The 18,047-nt window shown below is 55.6% G+C and carries 17 protein-coding genes, 1 tRNA gene and 1 pseudogene; 10 read left to right on the top strand and 9 right to left on the bottom strand.

The features are described 5' to 3' along the window. Positions 1–8 precede the first annotated feature (8 nt). The 4 genes from trxA (at position 9) to ACVDG4_RS18000 (ending at position 2,266) form a co-directional block, all read left to right on the top strand. The gene (trxA, locus tag ACVDG4_RS17985) at positions 9–329 is read left to right on the top strand and encodes a thioredoxin (protein WP_008194002.1); all 321 of its coding nucleotides are present in this window, start codon (positions 9–11) and stop codon (positions 327–329) included. Positions 330–480: 151 nt separating this feature from the next. After that, on the top strand, positions 481–1,116 hold the full coding sequence (gene grpE / locus ACVDG4_RS17990) for a nucleotide exchange factor GrpE (protein ID WP_209172194.1): 636 nt from the start codon (positions 481–483) through the stop codon (positions 1,114–1,116). Positions 1,117–1,191: 75 nt separating this feature from the next. Then, entirely contained in the window at positions 1,192–1,803 is a 612-nt protein-coding gene (locus tag ACVDG4_RS17995) for a trimeric intracellular cation channel family protein (protein WP_447236123.1), read from the top strand. Positions 1,804–1,891: 88 nt separating this feature from the next. After that, positions 1,892–2,266 carry a VOC family protein gene (locus ACVDG4_RS18000; protein WP_447236124.1) on the top strand — a complete coding sequence of 125 codons (375 nt, stop codon included), beginning with the start codon at positions 1,892–1,894 and terminating at the stop codon, positions 2,264–2,266. A gap of 291 nt (positions 2,267–2,557) precedes the next feature. On the opposite strand, the gene ACVDG4_RS18005 is transcribed toward ACVDG4_RS18000, so the two are convergent. The 6 genes from ACVDG4_RS18005 to ACVDG4_RS18030 all read right to left on the bottom strand — a co-directional run bounded on the left by ACVDG4_RS18005 (position 2,558) and on the right by ACVDG4_RS18030 (position 7,233). Next, positions 2,558–3,466: an ornithine cyclodeaminase gene (locus tag ACVDG4_RS18005; RefSeq protein WP_447236125.1), complete on the bottom strand. Its 909-nt coding sequence runs from the start codon at positions 3,464–3,466 to the stop codon at positions 2,558–2,560. 10 nt (positions 3,467–3,476) lie between these two features. Next, positions 3,477–3,842: a DUF1049 domain-containing protein gene (locus ACVDG4_RS18010; RefSeq protein WP_209172198.1), complete on the bottom strand. Its 366-nt coding sequence runs from the start codon at positions 3,840–3,842 to the stop codon at positions 3,477–3,479. 62 nt (positions 3,843–3,904) lie between these two features. Continuing rightward, positions 3,905–4,204 carry an integration host factor subunit beta gene (locus ACVDG4_RS18015; protein WP_008191762.1) on the bottom strand — a complete coding sequence of 100 codons (300 nt, stop codon included), beginning with the start codon at positions 4,202–4,204 and terminating at the stop codon, positions 3,905–3,907. A 15-nt stretch (positions 4,205–4,219) separates the two neighbouring features. Beyond that, on the bottom strand, positions 4,220–5,206 hold the full coding sequence (sppA, locus tag ACVDG4_RS18020; RefSeq protein ID WP_447236126.1) for a signal peptide peptidase SppA: 987 nt from the start codon (positions 5,204–5,206) through the stop codon (positions 4,220–4,222). Between the two features lie 124 nt (positions 5,207–5,330). Beyond that, positions 5,331–5,759, bottom strand: coding sequence for an FKBP-type peptidyl-prolyl cis-trans isomerase (locus tag ACVDG4_RS18025; protein WP_409685711.1), 429 nt, complete (start codon positions 5,757–5,759; stop codon positions 5,331–5,333). 136 nt (positions 5,760–5,895) lie between these two features. Next, on the bottom strand, positions 5,896–7,233 hold the full coding sequence (locus ACVDG4_RS18030; protein WP_447236127.1) for an ArsB/NhaD family transporter: 1,338 nt from the start codon (positions 7,231–7,233) through the stop codon (positions 5,896–5,898). A gap of 22 nt (positions 7,234–7,255) precedes the next feature. On the opposite strand from ACVDG4_RS18030, the gene ACVDG4_RS18035 reads away from it, so the two are divergent. Continuing rightward, a complete protein-coding gene (locus tag ACVDG4_RS18035; protein ID WP_447236128.1) occupies positions 7,256–8,482 on the top strand; it encodes an MFS transporter in 1,227 nt (408 codons plus the stop codon). Between the two features lie 207 nt (positions 8,483–8,689). Beyond that, on the top strand, positions 8,690–10,705 hold the full coding sequence (locus tag ACVDG4_RS18040) for a bifunctional metallophosphatase/5'-nucleotidase (protein ID WP_447236129.1): 2,016 nt from the start codon (positions 8,690–8,692) through the stop codon (positions 10,703–10,705). 108 nt (positions 10,706–10,813) lie between these two features. Here ACVDG4_RS18040 and rpsA read toward each other — a convergent pair. The 3 genes and pseudogenes from rpsA to aroA all read right to left on the bottom strand — a co-directional run. Beyond that, positions 10,814–12,526, bottom strand: a pseudogene (gene rpsA / locus ACVDG4_RS18045) (30S ribosomal protein S1); the annotation flags it as partial. Positions 12,527–12,783: 257 nt separating this feature from the next. Continuing rightward, positions 12,784–13,404, bottom strand: coding sequence for a (d)CMP kinase (gene cmk / locus ACVDG4_RS18050; protein WP_306148109.1), 621 nt, complete (start codon positions 13,402–13,404; stop codon positions 12,784–12,786). Then, a complete protein-coding gene (aroA, locus tag ACVDG4_RS18055) occupies positions 13,401–14,756 on the bottom strand; it encodes a 3-phosphoshikimate 1-carboxyvinyltransferase (RefSeq protein ID WP_447236130.1) in 1,356 nt (451 codons plus the stop codon). Before aroA ends, cmk begins: the two co-directional genes overlap by 4 nt. A 266-nt stretch (positions 14,757–15,022) precedes the next feature. On the opposite strand from aroA, the gene ACVDG4_RS18060 reads away from it, so the two are divergent. The 4 genes from ACVDG4_RS18060 (at position 15,023) to ACVDG4_RS18075 (ending at position 17,951) form a co-directional block, all read left to right on the top strand. Beyond that, entirely contained in the window at positions 15,023–15,415 is a 393-nt protein-coding gene (locus ACVDG4_RS18060) for a TIGR02300 family protein (RefSeq protein WP_133949074.1), read from the top strand. A gap of 149 nt (positions 15,416–15,564) precedes the next feature. Continuing rightward, positions 15,565–15,640, top strand: a tRNA-Ala gene (locus ACVDG4_RS18065). Positions 15,641–15,718: 78 nt separating this feature from the next. Beyond that, entirely contained in the window at positions 15,719–16,141 is a 423-nt protein-coding gene (locus tag ACVDG4_RS18070) for a YqaA family protein (protein WP_133949072.1), read from the top strand. 499 nt (positions 16,142–16,640) lie between these two features. Then, positions 16,641–17,951, top strand: coding sequence for an extracellular solute-binding protein (locus ACVDG4_RS18075; RefSeq protein ID WP_447236131.1), 1,311 nt, complete (start codon positions 16,641–16,643; stop codon positions 17,949–17,951). The last annotated feature ends 96 nt before the right edge of the window (positions 17,952–18,047 follow it).

The raw sequence follows: 18,047 nt of genomic DNA on the forward strand, positions 1-18,047 counted from the left end.
ATGTTGTAATGGCTACCACCCAAGTCACCGATGCTTCCTTTGAAGCTGATGTTTTGAATTCCGACGAGCCGGTCGTTGTGGACTTTTGGGCCGAATGGTGTGGCCCGTGTAAGATGATCGCGCCGGCTTTGGAGGAAATCTCCGAAGAAATGAACGGTCAGGTCAAAATCACCAAGCTCAACATCGATGAAAACCAGGACATGGCCATGAAATATGGCGTCCGGTCCATCCCGATGTTGATCCTCTTCAAGGGCGGTGAGCCGATGGCCACTCAGGTTGGCGCTGCACCGAAAGGAAAACTTTCCGACTGGATCAAGAGCGCCCTTTAAGACCTTGTATTGCTGTGGTTGCCGCCGGGCACTGCAGGTGAGCTTTGCGGAGCGGCGGGTAAGGTTAACACTTATCCGCCGTTTCTCTTTGATTTTGCCGCCCCCGGACGTATAAGCAACGCCAAATGTGTCTGAGCCAAACGGAACACCAATGAGTGAAGAAAACAAATCGCCGGAAAATCAGCCGGACGGGCTGAATCCAGAAGCTGAAGCTGTCAATGAAGCTGCCGCGGCCGCTGAGGAAAGCGCGGTCGACCCGGTGGAAGCTCTGATGGCCGAAAATGCGGATCTGAAAGATCGGGCCTTGCGCACCATGGCGGAAATGGAAAATCTCCGCCGCCGCACTGAAAAAGAAGTCAAGGACGCGCGCCAATACGCAGTGTCTGGCTTTGCCCGCGACATGCTGACTGTTTCCGACAACCTTAGCCGTGCGCTGGAGGCTCTGCCGGAAGACGATCGCAAGAATGCAGATGCCGGCGTCGCCTCCCTCATCGAGGGCGTGGAGATGATCGAGCGGGATCTATTGAACCAGCTTGAGAAAAATGGCGTGCGCAAGCTGGAGCCGGAAGGGCAGAAGTTCGATCCGAATTTCCACCAGGCCATGTTTGAGGTACCGAACACCGAGGTTCCGAACAACACCGTCGTTCAGGTCGTGCAGGCTGGTTATGTGATCGGCGAGCGCGTTCTGCGCCCGGCCATGGTGGGCGTCTCCAAAGGCGGCCCGAAAGAGGCTCCGAAAGCAGACGCCGGAGCAGAACCTGGTGAAACGGTTGATAAAAGCGCCTAAAGCGCCCTAAGATCAATGGATTGAAGCAGGCCGCCCTTCCACACGGACCGGGCGGCTTTCTTTTTGGGGGCAGGAATGCTGTTGCAGTTGCTTGATTATCTGGGTGTTGCCGTGTTCGCTGTGACCGGGGGCATCGTTGCCTCCCGCAAGCAACTGGACTTCATAGCTTTTCTGTTCTTCGCAACGCTGACCGGTATTGGAGGCGGCACGCTGCGCGATCTTCTTTTGGGGGTGCCGGTCTTCTGGGTGGTCAACGAAGCCTATCTTGTCGTCTGCCTCGTTGTGAGCGTGTTCCTCTGGTTCTTTGCTCATTGGATTGAACGCTTCAACAAGCCCTTGCGCTGGGCAGATGCCGTTGGTGTTTCAGCCTATTCCGTAATGGGCGCGGCAAAGGCCCTAAACGTTGGCGACACTCTGTTGGTTGCTGTTTTGATGGGCGTCTCAACAGCGACTTTCGGCGGTGTCTTGCGGGACACGCTTGCGCAAGAACCCTCATCGATTGTCAAACCGGAGATCTATGTCAGTGCCGCGTTTGCAGGTGCTGGCAGCTATGTTTTGCTGGCCCAAGTTGGTGTTGTTCCATGGGCTGCGGCCATTCTTGCGGCAAGCGTTGCGATGCTCCTGCGTGGCGGGGCAATTGTCTATGGGTGGAGCCTACCCGGATACGGCCATCGGCGCCGACCGTGACTTCACGCTCAGTATCCGGGTCCCCATATGCAACTACAATCAAAAGCTGTTATGTCTTCTCCTCCGGTTGAGTAGTCAGGAGGGTAACATGTGGGAACACGGTCAGTTTTGGTGGAATGAACTGATGACCCGGGATGCTGAAAAGGCAAAAGCGTTCTATGGAAGCACGCTTGGACGGACCTTCTCTGAGATGCCAGTGGAAGGTGGCGGGACCTATTGGATTGCCAATCTCAGTGACAAGCCGGCCGGTGGAATCTTCGAGATGAAAGGCCCGGAATTCGACGGGCTGCCCGAACATTGGTTTTCCTATATCGCCGTCGACAACATCGACGAACGTCTTGAATTGGCAAAAGCCCACGGCGCTTCGGTCACACGGCCGCCCTTCGACGTGCCGGGTATTGGCCGGATTGCGCTGCTCAAAGATGCAGGAGGCGCCGCTCAGGGCTGGATGACCCCTGCGTAGCGCGGCATCTTGAAAGCAAAAAAGCTGGCTCTCGTGGAACCGGCTTCGCGCCCTCATCTTAGAAAACAAGCCCGTAGGTTGTTGCGACGATCACGATCAAACCGATCGTGATTGCCGGTAGACTTGCTGAATAGGCAAGTGTCGTCAGCATGTCCTGCTCCTTTGCAAAACGACATTGTGCGACATCGGTGCCCATGCACATGCGTGTGTGCGCGAGCGGCGGCTTTTTGTTCTTATGGACGCCCCCGGATAGCGAATGAAATGGGATGGCCGCCGTCTGAAATCCAGACGTCAGGCCTTCAAGAAAACGTGTGCAGCCAGAACGAAATCGGCGAGCCCAGTGTCTGGGCACGGAACGAAAAGTGTTCTTTGTCCATAATACCGCCGTCCGGCGCGTTCACCGCGCGCCAATTCTTCCAGACCAGCCGTCCATTCACAGTTGGTTCGCGGCGCTGATTTCAGGTTCGTGGTGAAGAGACGTGCTTCTTGCCAAAGCGTGTCCGGGACCGGTGGATTGCACACCAAAGCATCTACGTGGCATCCAGCCGGAGGATCGAACTTGGATAGATCCATCCAGTCATCAGTTCCCGCCTCCGGTCCCGCCAGGCACACAATGTCTGCGCCCTCAAGTGCGCTGGAGATATCGTCTGTGACCCCGGCCGAAACATGAGAGAGCTCTGAAATGCCAGCGATCCTCCGACGGATCTCCTTGTCCGTTCCTGAAAAAAGGATCGAGGTGATGTTTCGGACAGCTGAATAGGCGGAGATCAGGCGTGGCAGGCGCGGGTCGCTGCCAATCACGAGCAAACGTTGGGCGTCTTCACGGGAAAGATAAGCTGCAGCCAGCGCATGTAAACCGGCGTCACGCCAGGTGGCGAGGCGAACCCCGTCCAAAAGTGCGATCGGTTGCCCGCCTTTGCCGGAGAACAACACGTAGAGACCGGAAGGGTCGCCGAATTGTTCTGGTAGTGCCAGCGATAAAGAACAACCGACGTAGCCGCGATCTATGTGCCCCTGTCCGGCAAAGTCGGACCACGCAGGCTGCACGGCCAAATGTCCAACCTGCATATCAAGGCGGGGAATGCTTGCCGTCAGTGGTGCGCTGACCTGAGCAGTGGACCGGTAACCCTGGCGCAGGATCTCAATTGCGTCCCGATCGCTCAGGCACAGGTCAATGGTGCTGCTGGAAATGATCCGCATTGGAAAGCGGTTATGCGGCGGTGCGGTTGCCCGGCCGCGGCAGGCTTGCGGCCGCAGAGCTGCTCTGTCCGTCTGTGGTCAGTTCGCGCAGCTGATCGGCTTCCTTGTGCCACTTGTCAGCTTCGCGGCGTTTGACACGGGCTTCCTTGCGCCAGCGGCCTTGCTTCGCCCAAGCCCCGATGCCACCGACGATAATGCCGCAGCCGAGGCTCGCAAAGATGATCCAGAACAGGGGGATATCCGGGATCGTCAAGCGCGGGTCCTGCGGATCAAATGGATTCAGGGCAAGGGAGACCGTATGCCGGTTGGCAACGGATAAGGGAACGAGAACAACTGCAATGGCGAGCAAGATCAAGTTCTTGATAAAGCGGGTCAAAGCAGTCTCCCTGACGGTCTGAGCAAAACGCGATTGCAGCGATGAGGCAACCTTGAGAGGACTCAGTCGTCCCCGTGGTCGACACCATCGTTCAACCGTATACGCATTTCTTTGCCGGTTTTGAAGAACGGAACATGTTTTTCATCCACTTCCACCTTTTGGCCGGTTCGTGGATTGCGCCCGATCCGGGCAGGGCGGTTTTTGACCGAAAAGGCCCCAAAACCTCTGAGTTCAACGCGGTCTCCGCGCATCAGCGCTTCAGTGATCTCATCAAGAATCGCATTGACGATGTTTTCGACATCCCGCTGATAGAGATGTGGATTTTGTTCGGCAATATGCTGAACAAGCTCTGATTTGATCATGAAGAGCCCCCTCGATTACGGTTTTTTGTCTGCCGCTACTGGAGCCTGCCAAACCGACACGAGCCCGTCAAGCATAAGGTCCCGAGAAATCAGCCCTTTAGCCTCATTTAGTGGCTCCAAGACAGCCAAACCGAAGCCTTTGCCGACTTCCCGGGAGACCCGGGAGGCAAATGGCAGTTCTTCGATGCTCTCTGTTGTTGTCCAGGTGATGACCGGAAGGTCTTTGGCAACGCCTTTTTCCGTTTCGAGCCAGGATACCGCCGTTTCCTCACCGCCAATGGCGTCTACGAGCTTCTCCTGAAGGGCTCGTTGACCCAACAAAACACGGCCGTCGGCAAGTTCAAGGGCTTTCGATTTGTCCAGGTCTCGGCGCTCAGCGAGAATGTCGACAAACCAATTGTAGGAATCGGTCACCATTGCCTGCAACATCGCTTTGGCTTCCGGTGTCGCAGGGGAATAGAAGTCAGGTTCGGCTTTGAGTGGCGCGCTTTTGACCGCTTCCATGGAAACACCGACCGTTTCCAGCAGCTTTTCAAAGTTTCCGAATTGGAAGAGGACACCGATCGAGCCGGTGATGGTGTTGTACCGGGCGACAATATGATCAGCAGACATTGCGATCAGGTACCCTGCGGAGGTCCCGATTGTCCGCATTTCGGCAACAACGGGCTTTTTCTCCGAGAGTTTGCGTAAGGCGTTGTAGATCGCTTCGCCGCCGGTTGTGCTGCCGCCGGGAGAATTAATCGAGACAATCACGCCCTTCACAGCGTCGGATTTACCGATCTTCTCCAGCATCTCCAGAGTTTTACGGTTCTCCAGGATCATGCCTTCTATCGGGATGCGCGCGATGTGGGCAGACCGTTTCGACATGTTCGCAGCGCCTGCAAAATACGCCAGGCCGCCGATCAGAACCAAGGCGGCGACAAGAAACGTTGCCACCCGCCAGAATGTCACCTTCCGCCGCAAACGCCTGCGATCAACCAATGCATCGACATCCATCGCCATTGCGCGAAAAACTCCAAATTTATCATCACAATTCAAGTGGCTCGGACCCTAGGCCCGAGGCACCCAAATTGCAAACACTGGATCAATACGTAGGGGTTGAATAAGGCGAATTTACCGCCTGATCTCAATTGATGCCCGTCAGCTGGATCGCGAATGTGAGGTTTTTGCCAGCAAGCGGATGGTTGGCATCCAGCACAACATTGTCGTCGTCAAATGACACGACCACAACACTCATCACCTGGCCGTCAGCGGTCTGGCCTTGAAGCTGCATTCCGACTTCCAGCGGAACATTTTCCGGGATTTGCGTCCGCGGCACTGTCTGCTGAGCATCCGGATTGTGTGGCCCGTAAGCATCTTCGGCTGCGATCGTGACGGTTTTTTCGTCACCGACCTTCATGCCCGGGATCTCGCGATCGAGCCCCGTAATGATCTGGCCGGAACCAACGGTGAATTCGAGTGGCTCGCGGCCTTCTGAACTGTCAAAAACGGAACCGTCGTCCAGAGTTCCCTTGTAGTGAAGTTGCACCGTATCGCCTTGTTTGGCTTCGGTCATGAGGCGTATCGCAATTCTGTCTTGGGGTGGGTTTTGAGGCCGCAGTCTGCTGCAGGTGCTCGTCTCTTGGCACCAAACCTAGGCATCGCAGCGTCCGGAGTAAAGGTCAGGCGTGTTTGCAACACACAGTGCCCGGCTAACTTTCACCGTTTAGAAATACGCGCATCAATGCAACCCAGCCATAACAGACTATGAGCGAGACAATAGTCACGGGTATAACCGTCGCCGTGAATTGCCAGAACTGGAATGGTTTTATGCCGTGTTTTTCTGCCTGCTGAATGATTATGACATTGCTGGCTGCGCTAATGATGAACAGATTTCCCGCAAGTGTGGAGATACCGGACAGCAACATCAACACTGCGACATCGTGTTTTTCCAGCAGGTTGAGATAAATCTCGACCAAAGGAACATTCGAAAAAAGCTGGCTACCCCAAAAAGCAATAGAGCTGAGCAAGAGCGGATCACCCAGTTGGTGGCGCCAGGGGCTCAGCCATTCCTGCAGTACGCCGGACTTTAAAACAGCTCCGGTCACGATGAACATGGCCACGAAAAAGATCAGCGTGTGCCAATCAACCTCCTTGAGGATCTGCACACGGTTTGAAGACAAAACAAACAAGGGGATTGCAGCGATCAGGCTGATCAAACCCAGCGGCAGGTCAGGAAACCAGCTTGCTCCACCAGCAACACTGTCCAGGATGACAAGTACCGACAGCAAGGTTGTGGAAATGAGTGCCGGTGCCGGGTGAACGGTCACATCTTCTGGCGTGACCGCCTCTGGTGCCTCTCCGGTCTCTTCCTTCTTCAGCCGATACCAAAACCAGAGCAGAGTGAAGGCCAAGGATACGATTGCTGGAGGTCCCAGCCATATCAGAAACGTTCCAACCGGGTTATCGAAGTGTCCATCAGCAACTATCAGCAGATTTTGCGGGTTGCCGACAGGCGAGAACATGCTGCCGACGGTGACTGTAACGCACAGAGCGATCAGCGGGAGGGAGGCTTTGATCTGAAGCCGTGCAGCAATCGCGATGGCGATCGGCGTGCCAATTGCCGCCGCAGCATCATTGGTCAGAACCGCCGAGATGGCGGTCACAAACAAGATAAAGGGTATCAGTATTAGCGGGATTGACCTGCCGGGCGTGCAGATCTTGTTGCTGACCTTCTCAGAGATCCCGGACGCGAACAATGCGTGAGAGATCGCGAAAACTCCGAACAAATACGCAATTACATTCCAGTCGATTGCATTGAAAGCTTCTGTGGCCGCCAGGTTCCCGGTGATTAAAACAGCAACCGCACCAGCGCTCATGATCTGCCAGATCTTTATCCACTCAGGAAGCCACTGTCTGATCGCAATCGCTATAAAAACAGCAATTGATACGGCTAAGCTAAATGACATTCCCAGTGGATCTCCGAATGGCCGCTGAATAATTAGTTCGAATTTACTTTTTATCTTGCGCGCGGGTGTACTACGGTTCAAGGGCTTGTTGGAGACAAAGTCGATGCAACTGAATCGTCCGCTGCTGGGTGTCAATTTTTTTGCGGGCGACGTTGTCGGCGGGATTGGCCCATATCTGGCAATCTACCTCCTTACACTTCAGCATTGGTCGCCAGGCGCGATCGGCATGGCCCTTGCGGCCGGCAGCCTCGCCACAGTGGCAATGCAAGCTCCGGCAGGCGCCATCATCGATACTGTGACTTGGAAACGGACGCTGTTGATTGGGTGTGCGCTCGCAATCGCCGTGAGTACCCTTTCGATCCTTGCGTTCAACGACACAGCAGCCGTTTACGTCGCGCAGATACTGATCGGGTCGGCATCAGCCTTCCTCGGTCCATTGATGGCTGCTTTGACACTCGGCATCGTCGGACATGCGCATTTCACCAGGCAGATGAGTTCCAATCAGGCCTGGAACCATGCGGGCAATATGATCGCCGCCGCATTGGCGCTTATTCTTGCTTTGACATGGTCAGCGCTGGGGGTCTTCTGGCTCGTGGCAGCCATGGCGTTCGGGATGATTATCTGCGCCCTGATGATCGACCGGCACTCGATTGACCATGATCTGGCACGAGGGGGCATCGATGAGGAAGTCTCCGGCGATGCAAAACCGGAGAGCATACTGAGCCTTTTTGAAGATCGCCGCCTTGTGGTGTTTGCGGCCTGTATCTTTCTGTTTCATTTCGCGAACGCTGCAATGTTGCCCCTAGTTAGCCAAAAACTCTCGGCGCAGAGCGATGCGGAACATGGAATTGCTTTTACCGCGGCGTGTGTGATCGCGGCGCAGCTGGTCATGATCGTCATGGCTTTGTTTTGTGGCAAGAAAGCAGATGTGTGGGGGCGCAAACCGTTATTTCTAATAGCGTTTCTTGTTCTGCCCATCCGTGGTCTGCTTTTCAGCCAATTCGATAGTGCGTATGCGCTCGTCGCCGTCCAAGCACTGGATGGCGTTGCAAACGGCATATTTGCGATTCTCTTTCTACTGATCCTTGCAGACATCACGAACGGGTCAGGGCGCTTTAACCTCGCCCAGGGTGTGTTGGCGATGCTGGTCGGCATCGGAGCAAGCCTTAGCAACATTGCGGCGGAATATGTGGTTCAGTTCACAAGCTACTCCGTTGCGTTCGGCTTTCTCGCCGGAATTGCCGTGATCGGCCTCATTCTCTTTTATTTCTTCATGGAAGAAACACTTGAGCAGACACAGGTGGAAGTGGCTGAAGCACAGAAGTCTTAGCCTCCAACAAAAGCCCGTAAGGTCCTGTTTTTCCGATAGTCTCGGGAAACGCTGCGTCAGTTTTTGCATCGCGTGACGATGGCCGGAATTGACCGCGCCGACACACCAAAGATCCTTATCAGGCTATTCATTTTGCTGACACTTGGCCGTGGAAGAGGACACGCGTCCTTTCCAATCCATTCTGCCGATCCGGCCAAGGAGGTTGTTATGTCGAACCCGGTTTCATCTGGGCTGTCGCGCCGTTCATTTTTGAAAACTGGGGCTGTCGTTGCTGGCACGACGCTAGTCCCGTCCATTGTTTCCTTCCGTGCCCATGCCAAGGCTGGGCCTGGTGAACTCGCCATGGTTCCAGCTCAGCCAAACCCGACCGGGGAATTCGAGCGCTTGTTTCTTTTGAAAGGCGATCCGCTTTCAGGGCCTATCCGGACGATCGTGACCGAAGAGGGCAATCCTGTCCCGATGCCAACGCTTGAAGACGGCGAGCGGCGCGTGCTCCGGGTTCTTCACTTCAACGACATGCACAATCATCTGACAGAGATGCACGGCAAGCGCGGAGACACACACCGGTTCTCGCAAATCGTGAAGATGGTCAAAGACATCCGCGGCGCGGCAAAAGAGGACGAGATCGTTCTTTTCGTGTCTGCCGGCGACGATCACACCGGTTCCATCTTTGATGAACTGATGGGCTGGGCCCCGGAGGAGTTTGTTGCCGATGCGGGTTACCGGGCGAATTCCGCCGCCGGTGTCGACATCGCCGTCCTTGGCAATCACGAATTTGACCGGGGTGCGGAACTTCTGAAGTTGGGTATCGATACCGATGCCGACTTCCCGGTCCTGTCAGCCAACATTCATGGCTCGAAGCATATAGCGCGTGACGAAGACTACGTGGCCGCGGCCATTGCCGAAGTGAAAGGCCTTCGGGTGGGTTTCATTGGTCTGACGACAGCGGTTGACACCCGCGTTGGCCAGCCGGACGATCCGGATCTTGCCGTTGCCAGCCCGGTGGATGCCGCCCGCAACCTGACCCCTGCACTCTCCGAGGTGTGTGATGTCATCGTTGTGCTGTCGCATTGCGGTTATGGCGGCGATCAGCACAAGAGCGGTAAAGCTGCAACATCCCGCACAATCGGCGAAGGCGACTTTGCAATTGCGGATGCTGTTGGTCCGCTGACCGACAAGCCGGTGGTCCTGATTGGCGGTCATTCCCACACAACGCTGAACGAAACTGGCATCAACACCGACAATGTCGTCAACGGCGTCCTGATCACCCAGGCCAATGCCCACGGCAAGTTTCTGGGCGATGTCGCCATGTCGATCGCGGCGGATCAAGGACGTAAAGGATGGTTCACGTCCGTTGGTCTGCACCCGACCAAGAAGCGCGACCAGCGTGTCGCCGCAGACGATCCTAAGTTTGCCTCTCTCGAACAGCCTGAAGACTACGATCAAGCATTCGAGAAAGCGCATATCGCTCCGATGATCAAGGCGCTGGATACCAAACTGGCGGAAGTCATTGGACGAGTGTCTGACGATAAGGGCCTGACCTCGGAAGAAACGTTTGCTGACCGGTATGTCGGTGAAGTTGCGCTTGCGAACTACATGAACGATGCGCTGGTTGAGGCGTCCGGGTCCTTCCCTGGTGGCCCTGTGGATCTTGCAATCTTCAATGCAACCGGATTGTCAGCCGGCATCGCCGAGGGCGATCTGACCTTCAGAGGCTGGTATGACGTCATGCCGTATGCGGATGCGGTGCATGTTGCGACCATGACCGGGGCTCAGCTGAAGGAAATGCTCGACAACAATGCCAAGCGTCTTCTGCGCCCTGAAGAAGCGGAAGACGTTGATATGAAGGGCTTTGTGTCGCGCGGCTTCCTGCATTTCTCTAAGGATCTGCGCTACAAGATCGCACTTGGAGCGACGGCAGCGGATGCGCGGGCTGTTGATATCACGGTCCAGGGCAAGCCGTTGGATGAGCAGTTGGACAAAACCTTCCGAGTCGCTTTTAACACCTATATTGCTCTGGGCGCCTTCGGTGAAACCTGGAACGGCAAGCCGATCGGTGCGGATGTTCCGGGCAATATTGCGAGCTTTGACGTGCGTCAGCTGCCGTTTGAGCACACTGGCCTCGTTTACCGGAACGAAGTGATCTCCCACATTCGCAAGACTGGAACCGTTGGCCCGGAGTCCGGCGCAAAGAAGGATGGTCGTCTGACGATCGTTCAATGATTTGTGCTGGTCAGGCGTTTCTTCGGCTGACCACACGAACCAAAACAAAAAGCCCGGCATCGCTGCCGGGCTTTCGCGTTTTTAGCTTCTGGGAAAGAAGCAGGTAACTTAGTCGTCACCCTGCTGCTTCAAAGCAGCACCCAGGATGTCGCCGAGGGACGCGCCGGAGTCGGAAGAACCGTACTGTGCGACAGCTTCCTTCTCTTCTGCGATTTCCAGCGCCTTGATGGAGGCGGAAACGCGGCGGGTCTTCTTGTCGAACTGGGTGATGCGTGCATCGAACTTGTCGCCGACAGAGAATTTCTCCGGACGCTGCTCATCCCGGTCACGGGAAAGGTCAGCGCGGCGAACGAATGCAGTCAGGTCACTGTCTGCAATCTTCACGTCCAGGCCACCGTCTTTGATCTCGATGACTTCACAAGTGACAATCGAGTTCTTGCGGATTTCGCCAGCAGCACCGGATTCCATCGGGTCGCCAGAGAGCTGCTTGATGCCGAGAGAGATGCGCTCTTTCTCAACGTCAACGTCAAGAACGATGGCCTTGACCATGTCGCCCTTCTTGTACTCTTCGATGACCTGCTCGCCCGGACGGTTCCAGTCGAGATCGGACAGGTGAACCATGCCGTCAACGTCGCCGTCGAGACCGATGAAGAGACCGAATTCGGTCTTGTTCTTCACTTCGCCTTCAACTTCGGTGTTGATCGGGAACTGCTCAGCGAAGGCATCCCACGGGTTCTGCAGGGTCTGCTTGAGGCCGAGAGAGATGCGGCGCTTGACCGGATCGACTTCCAGGATCATCACTTCGACTTCCTGAGAAGTGGAAACGATCTTGCCCGGATGGACGTTCTTCTTGGTCCAGGACATTTCGGAAACGTGGATCAGGCCTTCGATGCCCGGCTCCAGTTCGACGAATGCACCGTAGTCGGTGATGTTGGTCACGCGGCCGTTGAACTTGGCTTCGATCGGGTATTTGGCTTCGATGCCATCCCACGGATCAGCTTCAAGCTGCTTCATGCCAAGGCTGATGCGGTGTGTGTCCTGGTTGACGCGGATGATCTGAACCTTGACGGTCTGACCGATCGTGAGCACTTCGGACGGATGGTTGATGCGGCGCCACGCAATGTCGGTGACGTGCAGCAGGCCATCGATGCCGCCGAGATCGACGAACGCACCGTAGTCGGTGATGTTCTTGACGACACCCTCGACTGTGTGACCTTCTTCCAGGCTCTGGACCAGTTCCGAACGCTGCTCGGCACGGGTTTCTTCCAGAACGACCCGGCGGGACACAACGATGTTGCCGCGGCGCTTGTCCATCTTCAGGATCTGGAACGGCTGCGGTGTGTGCATCAGCGGAGTGACGTCGCGCACCGGACGGATGTCCACTTGCGAACGCGGCAGGAAGGCAACAGCGCCATCCAGATCGACGGTGAAGCCGCCTTTGACCTGGTTGAAGATCTGGCCGTTGACTTTTTCGTTGGCTTCGAAAGCCACTTCCAGGCGAACCCAGCTCTCTTCGCGGCGCGCTTTTTCGCGCGACAGAACAGCTTCGCCGAGGGCGTTTTCGACACGCTCCAGGTAAACTTCGACTTCGTCGCCGACGTTCATTTCGCCATCACGGCCTTTGGCACCGAATTCCTTCAGCGGCACGCGGCCTTCAACTTTCAGACCAACGTCGATAACGGCCAGGTCTTTTTCGATAGCAACGACGGTGCCTTTGACAACAGCACCTTCGTAAAGGTCGTTCTGGACGAAGGACTCTTCGAGAAGAGCCGCAAAGTCTTCCATGGAGGGATTAAAATCAGACATAGATACTCCTAGCGCCTTTTGGCGCGCCGCCGGCGGGTTGGTGTTGCACTCCGGAGTTTCTGCCTTCCGGAACCGACGTTTCGTCTGGTTCTTCCGCTTTAATCAAGCGGGCCGGCGGGGCGAGAAACAGAAAATCCGGTCTCGTCACAGACCACACGCGTGACCTGCCGAAAATTTGTGTCCATTTCTGAACAAAAGGCCCTGAGGGCGGGTTCCGGCCTAGATGCGCAAAAAGGGGCACACTCTGGAGTGAGCCCCGCATCATCTGATGCCTATGCAGCTTTGGAAACGATGTCCACAGCCGCTTTGAACGCTGCTTCTATATCCATTTCCGTCGTATCAAGCAAGACCGCATCGTCCGCTTGTTTCATCGGAGCCACGGTTCTTTGGCTATCCCGTTCGTCGCGGCGCTTCAGATCGTCCAGGACTGAGGCATAATTTGCCTCATTGCCTTTGGAGATCATTTCGTGTGTCCGGCGCCGCGCCCTTGCTTCCGGGCTGGCCGTGACAAACAGCTTTACGGTTGCATTTGGGCAGACGACCGTGCCGATATCCCGACCGTCCAGAACGGCCCCCGGAGGAGTTTCGGCAAACTTGCGCTGCAGGTTGACCAACTCCTCCCGCAAGCCACCGAGGACGGCTATCCGGGATGCTGCTTCGCCGATTTCATGAGCGGACAGAACCGACTTGTCCATCTGAGCAAGATCGAGATGTTGCGCGATTTCAATCGCAACACTCTCATCCCCCAGAGGCAACCCCTTCGCCAAGAGTGCGGCAGCCACGGCCCGGTACGTCAGGCCCGTATCCAGATGGCGCAGCTCGAAATGTTCGGCGAGCCGCCGTGCAAGGGTGCCCTTTCCTGAGGCGGCCGGACCGTCGATTGCAATAATCATGCGGCCTCACTAGAGTTTGCAGAGATCTTTGCGCCAAGCTCTTCAAACAACGACGTGAAGGTCGGGAAACTGGTCGCAATCACCGCGCCGTCATCCACCGTCACAGGTTTATGTGCTGCAATACCGAGGATCAGGAACGACATGGCGATCCGATGGTCTAGATGCGTGACAACTGTGCCGCCGCCGATATCGGCAGCACCGCCAGTGACAGTCAAAGTGTCTTCGGTTTCAACGCAAGGTATGCCGTTGGCCTCCAAGCCACGGGCAACAGCTGCAAGCCGGTCGGATTCCTTTACACGCAGCTCCTCAAGACCTAGCATGAAGGTGTCGCCTTCAGCAAACGCAGCAGCAATTGCCAAAACCGGATACTCATCGATCATGGACGGTGCGCGTTTGGCAGGAACTGTAATTCCCTTCAGCAGGCTGTGCTTGACGCGGATATCGGCGACCTCTTCGCCGCCAGCGCTGCGCTTGTTGAGGAGCTCGATATCACCGCCCATTTCGATCAGCGTTGTGATGATGCCGGTGCGGTGTTCATTCAGCATGACATTCTCGATCGTGACATCAGAGCCCGGTACGATCAAAGCGGCAACAATCGGGAATGCGGCGGATGACGGATCAGCCGGAACATCGATGTCCTGTGGCTTCAGTTCAGGCTGCCCGGTGAGCTTGATTACCCGCTCTCCGGCTTCATTCAAAGACACGGAAATGTCTGCGCCGAAGCCCTTCAGCATTTTTTCCGTGTGATCCCGTGTTGCAATCGGTTCAATGACCGTTGTGACGCCTGGCGCATTGAGACCGGCTAGAAGCACAGCGGATTTCACCTGAGCTGAAGGCATTGGAACGCGGTATGTAATCGGCAGAGCTTGTTCCGCACCGCGGATCGAGGCTGGGAGGCGATCGCCATCGCGGGCAATTACGTTCGTCCCCATCTCACGAAGCGGATCAAGAACACGCCCCATCGGACGTTTTGAGAGAGACGCATCGCCAACAAAGGTCGCTGCAATGTTGTGGCTTCCGAAAATGCCCATCGTCAGGCGCACGCCAGTCCCGGCATTGCCGAAATCAATAACGCCTTCTGGCTCCATAAGGCTGCCGAGACCGATCCCGTCGACGGTGTAGGAGCCGTCGTCCTGTTTTTCGATCTTGGCACCGACGGCCCGCATGGCATCGGCGGTGGCAAGAACGTCTTCAGATTCCAAAAGGCCTTGAACTGTGGTGCGGCCAACGGCAAGGGCGCCAAACATCAAGGACCGGTGGGAGATGGATTTGTCGCCCGGCACGCGAATGGTGCCTTTCAGCGGGCTGCCTGCTGCTGAAGTGAGCGGAACAGGTGCGGAAGTGTGTGACATTATGTTTGTCCGCAAGCTTGTTAGGTTGTCAAAAGGTGCCACGTCCTATCACGCAAGGGCGGCTGCGTCATCCATTAGCGCCAGATAACAATCCTTTATGTGTACGGATGCGGTGAGCCTGCTTGAAATTTGCCACGCATCGTGCAGAAAAGTGGAACCGAATAGAAAAAACGGCGATTTGGCTTTGACATCGGCCCTGAGTTAGCGCTAAGGGCGGCGAACTCAAATTTCCAAATCGACCATCCAAGCTATGAAGGGTGAGCACAGTGGCAAAACCTGAACTTGGCACAAAGCGGCTGTGCCCGGGCTGCGGCGCCAAATATTACGATCTTAACCGTGATCCGATTACCTGCCCGAAATGCGGGACGATCTTCGAGGCTGTGATGACCTCTCGCGCGGCGAAAGCCGCCAAGGTTGAAGAAAAGCCGGAAGACGATGAAGACGAAGACGATGCAGCAGCTCCGGAAATCGTAACGCTGGAAGAAGCCGACGCGGAAGCCGAAGGCGGCGATGATGATGTGCCGGACATCGATGGCGATGATGTTGAACTCGAAGACGACGACAGCGCCGATGATGACGTCTTTATCGATGAAGACGATGAAGACGATGAAGCTGTTCCCGGTATCCGGGTTGAAGTAGACGACGATCCTGATCGTTAAGTGATTGGCCGGGAAGTGTTTTTTGCGCTCCCGGCCTTTTCCACAAGGGCGGGCTGAAATCATTCAAATTTCCGCTTGATCTTACCAGGAGGTGCGACTATGTTCCGCCTCCATCAGCCGGAGCGATCCCAACGTTTCCGGACATAAATGGGGCCTTAGCTCAGCTGGGAGAGCGCTTCGCTGGCAGCGAAGAGGTCAGGGGTTCGATTCCCCTAGGCTCCACCATCTTCTCTTCCATATGATACTACTTGACCCCGTTGAACGGTTGCTTCTGAAGCGAAGTGGCTTATATCGCGGCGCACGATGATTGCGCTGTTCCTATCTTCTTTTCTTGCTGCAACGTTTTTTCCGGCTCAATCGGAGTTGGGGCTCGTCTATCTGGTGACCAACTACCCGGAAGACCTGGTGGCTCTGATTGCAGTTGCCAGTGTTGGTAACACCCTTGGATCGGTTGTGAATTGGGCCATCGGTCTGGGACTGATCCGGTTTGCCCGTCCCGCAGAGCATTCCGGGAAGGCGTCGAAATGGTATGCTAAAGCGCAGCACTGGTATGAGAAGTATGGCTACTGGAGTTTGTTGATCAGTTGGGCGCCTCTTGTTGGAGACCCGGTAACGCTCGTCGCTGGTGTGTTCAGAGAGCCCCTGTGGCGATTCTTTTTGTTGGTGGCGATTGCGAAAACGGTCCGGTACATCGTGGTTGCCGCGATTGCTCTTCAGTTCATCTGATCGTCTGATGGCGACTGAAATCAAACTCTTTGTGATGTCGGTTGATTCAGTCGTTTGCCAGCAAATAAATCAGCAGTCCCTGCAACAGTAGCGTGGTTGCTCAACAGCGGGCTGTTGAGATCGCAATTGTTTCGAAGCCCCTAACTAAGGTCTTCGGCAATCTACGTATAACTCCCTATATTTGCGCAGAAAATCTGACGGCTTGAAACGGCGAGACCTCTGCGGGGAGGCGCCGCTTTCCATTACTACGCCATGAGGCGTGGTTTTTGATCAATACAACCGAAAGCTTAGGCGTCGCAAGAATTGTCGTTTCTGAGCACTTCCCTCTTGCAGCAGGTCTCAAGCCGTCGTTTAATGTTCATATGAGCGTCATATAACGTTCATATGAAAACAATACGAAACGCAGGCGTTATCCTTTTGGCGTTGAAGAAGCCGTCAGCGCCATGACAAACCAACTGCTGATCAGGGCGGCCAGCCCTGCTAGATGGGAGCAAACAATATGGCTTACCGTAAGACAGTCGCCAGCCTCGTAGCTGCTGCGGCCCTTCTGGGTACCTCTTCCGCGTCTTACGCGGCGACCGAAATCTCCTGGTGGTTTGCCCATGGCGGCCATCTCGGTGAAGTGGTCAACCAAATCGGTGAAAACTACAACGCTTCTCAGGAAGCTTGTCAGATCACTCCGGTCTTCAAGGGCACTTATGAAGAGACCTTGACCTCCGGCATCGCCGCGTTCCGCGCAGGTGAGCAGCCGAACATCCTGCAGGTGTTCGACGCTGGTGCAGCAACGATCATCGGCGCTAAGGGTGCTGTCGTTCCGGCACAGGACATCCTGGAAAACGCCGGTGTTGAGTTCAACAGCGAAGACTACATCGAAGGCGTCCGTAACTTCTACGCAGACAGCGAAGGCAAGATGATCGGCATGCCGTTCAACTCGTCCACGCCGATCCTGTACGTGAACGAAGAAGCTCTCGAAAAAGCCGGTGTTGAAGCTCCGAAGACTTGGGAAGAATTCCAGGAAATCGCACCGAAGCTGAAAGAAGCTGGCTACGTGCCGCTCGCTCAGTCTCACCTGCCGTGGATCTTCACAGAGAACTTCAAGTCCCGCCATAACCTGCAGTTCGCAACGAACAACAACGGTTTTGATGGTGCTGAAGGTACTCAACTGGTGTTCGGTGAGCCGATCAAGAACCACTTCACCGCTGTCAAAGGCTGGCTCGACGATGGTCTTTTCGGTTATTACGGCACAGGCTGGGGCGACAACCAGACACCGTTCAACGAAGGCAAAGTCGCCATGTGGCTCGGTTCTTCGGGCTCTTTCGGTGGTATCCAGAAGACCGTTGAGTTCCCGTTCTCCGCGACATACCTGCCTTACTGGGATGCAGTTGAAGGCGCAGGCACCGGCACGTTCATCGGCGGCGGCGCTCTTTTCGCAATGGCCGGCAAGCCGGAAGAAGAAAACAAGTGTGTTGCTTCCTTCTTCGAGTACCTGACTTCACCGGAAGTCCAGTACATGTGGCACCGTGAAACCGGTTATGTGCCGATCACAAATGCTGCATACGACCTCGCCAAGAAAGACGGTCACTACGACCGCAACCCGGCCGCTGAAGTTGGTATCAAGCAGTTGACCCTCCCAGGTGGTGAGTGGACCAAAGGCTACCGCATGGGCTTCTACGTCCAGATCCGCGACATCATGAACCGTGAATACGGTCGGATCCTTGCCGGTGAAACCACTGTTGAAGACGCTTTCAAGAACATTGAAGCTGACGGCAACAAGCTTCTTGAGCGTTTCGCCAAGACTACCAGCAACTAAGGCTGACGAAACTATGCGGGGACGCAGAACACGCGTCCCCGTTCTTTAGGGCTGATGGCGGGTCGACAGATTTCTGGAGACCCGCTTTCTCCGTTG

It is taken from the genome of Roseibium sp. MB-4 (genome assembly GCF_053005265.1).

What these genes read in the sequence shown, in the direction of transcription:
- trxA (WP_008194002.1), top strand. Translation starts at nt 9, where the DNA reads ATGGCTACCACCCAAGTCACCGATGCTTCCTTTGAAGCTGATGTTTTG.
- grpE (WP_209172194.1), top strand. Translation starts at nt 481, where the DNA reads ATGAGTGAAGAAAACAAATCGCCGGAAAATCAGCCGGACGGGCTGAAT.
- ACVDG4_RS17995 (WP_447236123.1), top strand. Translation starts at nt 1,192, where the DNA reads ATGCTGTTGCAGTTGCTTGATTATCTGGGTGTTGCCGTGTTCGCTGTG.
- ACVDG4_RS18000 (WP_447236124.1), top strand. Translation starts at nt 1,892, where the DNA reads ATGTGGGAACACGGTCAGTTTTGGTGGAATGAACTGATGACCCGGGAT.
- ACVDG4_RS18005 (WP_447236125.1), bottom strand. Translation starts at nt 3,466, where the DNA reads ATGCGGATCATTTCCAGCAGCACCATTGACCTGTGCCTGAGCGATCGG.
- ACVDG4_RS18015 (WP_008191762.1), bottom strand. Translation starts at nt 4,204, where the DNA reads ATGATCAAATCAGAGCTTGTTCAGCATATTGCCGAACAAAATCCACAT.
- sppA (WP_447236126.1), bottom strand. Translation starts at nt 5,206, where the DNA reads ATGGCGATGGATGTCGATGCATTGGTTGATCGCAGGCGTTTGCGGCGG.
- ACVDG4_RS18025 (WP_409685711.1), bottom strand. Translation starts at nt 5,759, where the DNA reads ATGACCGAAGCCAAACAAGGCGATACGGTGCAACTTCACTACAAGGGA.
- ACVDG4_RS18035 (WP_447236128.1), top strand. Translation starts at nt 7,256, where the DNA reads ATGCAACTGAATCGTCCGCTGCTGGGTGTCAATTTTTTTGCGGGCGAC.
- ACVDG4_RS18040 (WP_447236129.1), top strand. Translation starts at nt 8,690, where the DNA reads ATGTCGAACCCGGTTTCATCTGGGCTGTCGCGCCGTTCATTTTTGAAA.
- cmk (WP_306148109.1), bottom strand. Translation starts at nt 13,404, where the DNA reads ATGATTATTGCAATCGACGGTCCGGCCGCCTCAGGAAAGGGCACCCTT.
- aroA (WP_447236130.1), bottom strand. Translation starts at nt 14,756, where the DNA reads ATGTCACACACTTCCGCACCTGTTCCGCTCACTTCAGCAGCAGGCAGC.
- ACVDG4_RS18070 (WP_133949072.1), top strand. Translation starts at nt 15,719, where the DNA reads ATGATTGCGCTGTTCCTATCTTCTTTTCTTGCTGCAACGTTTTTTCCG.
- ACVDG4_RS18075 (WP_447236131.1), top strand. Translation starts at nt 16,641, where the DNA reads ATGGCTTACCGTAAGACAGTCGCCAGCCTCGTAGCTGCTGCGGCCCTT.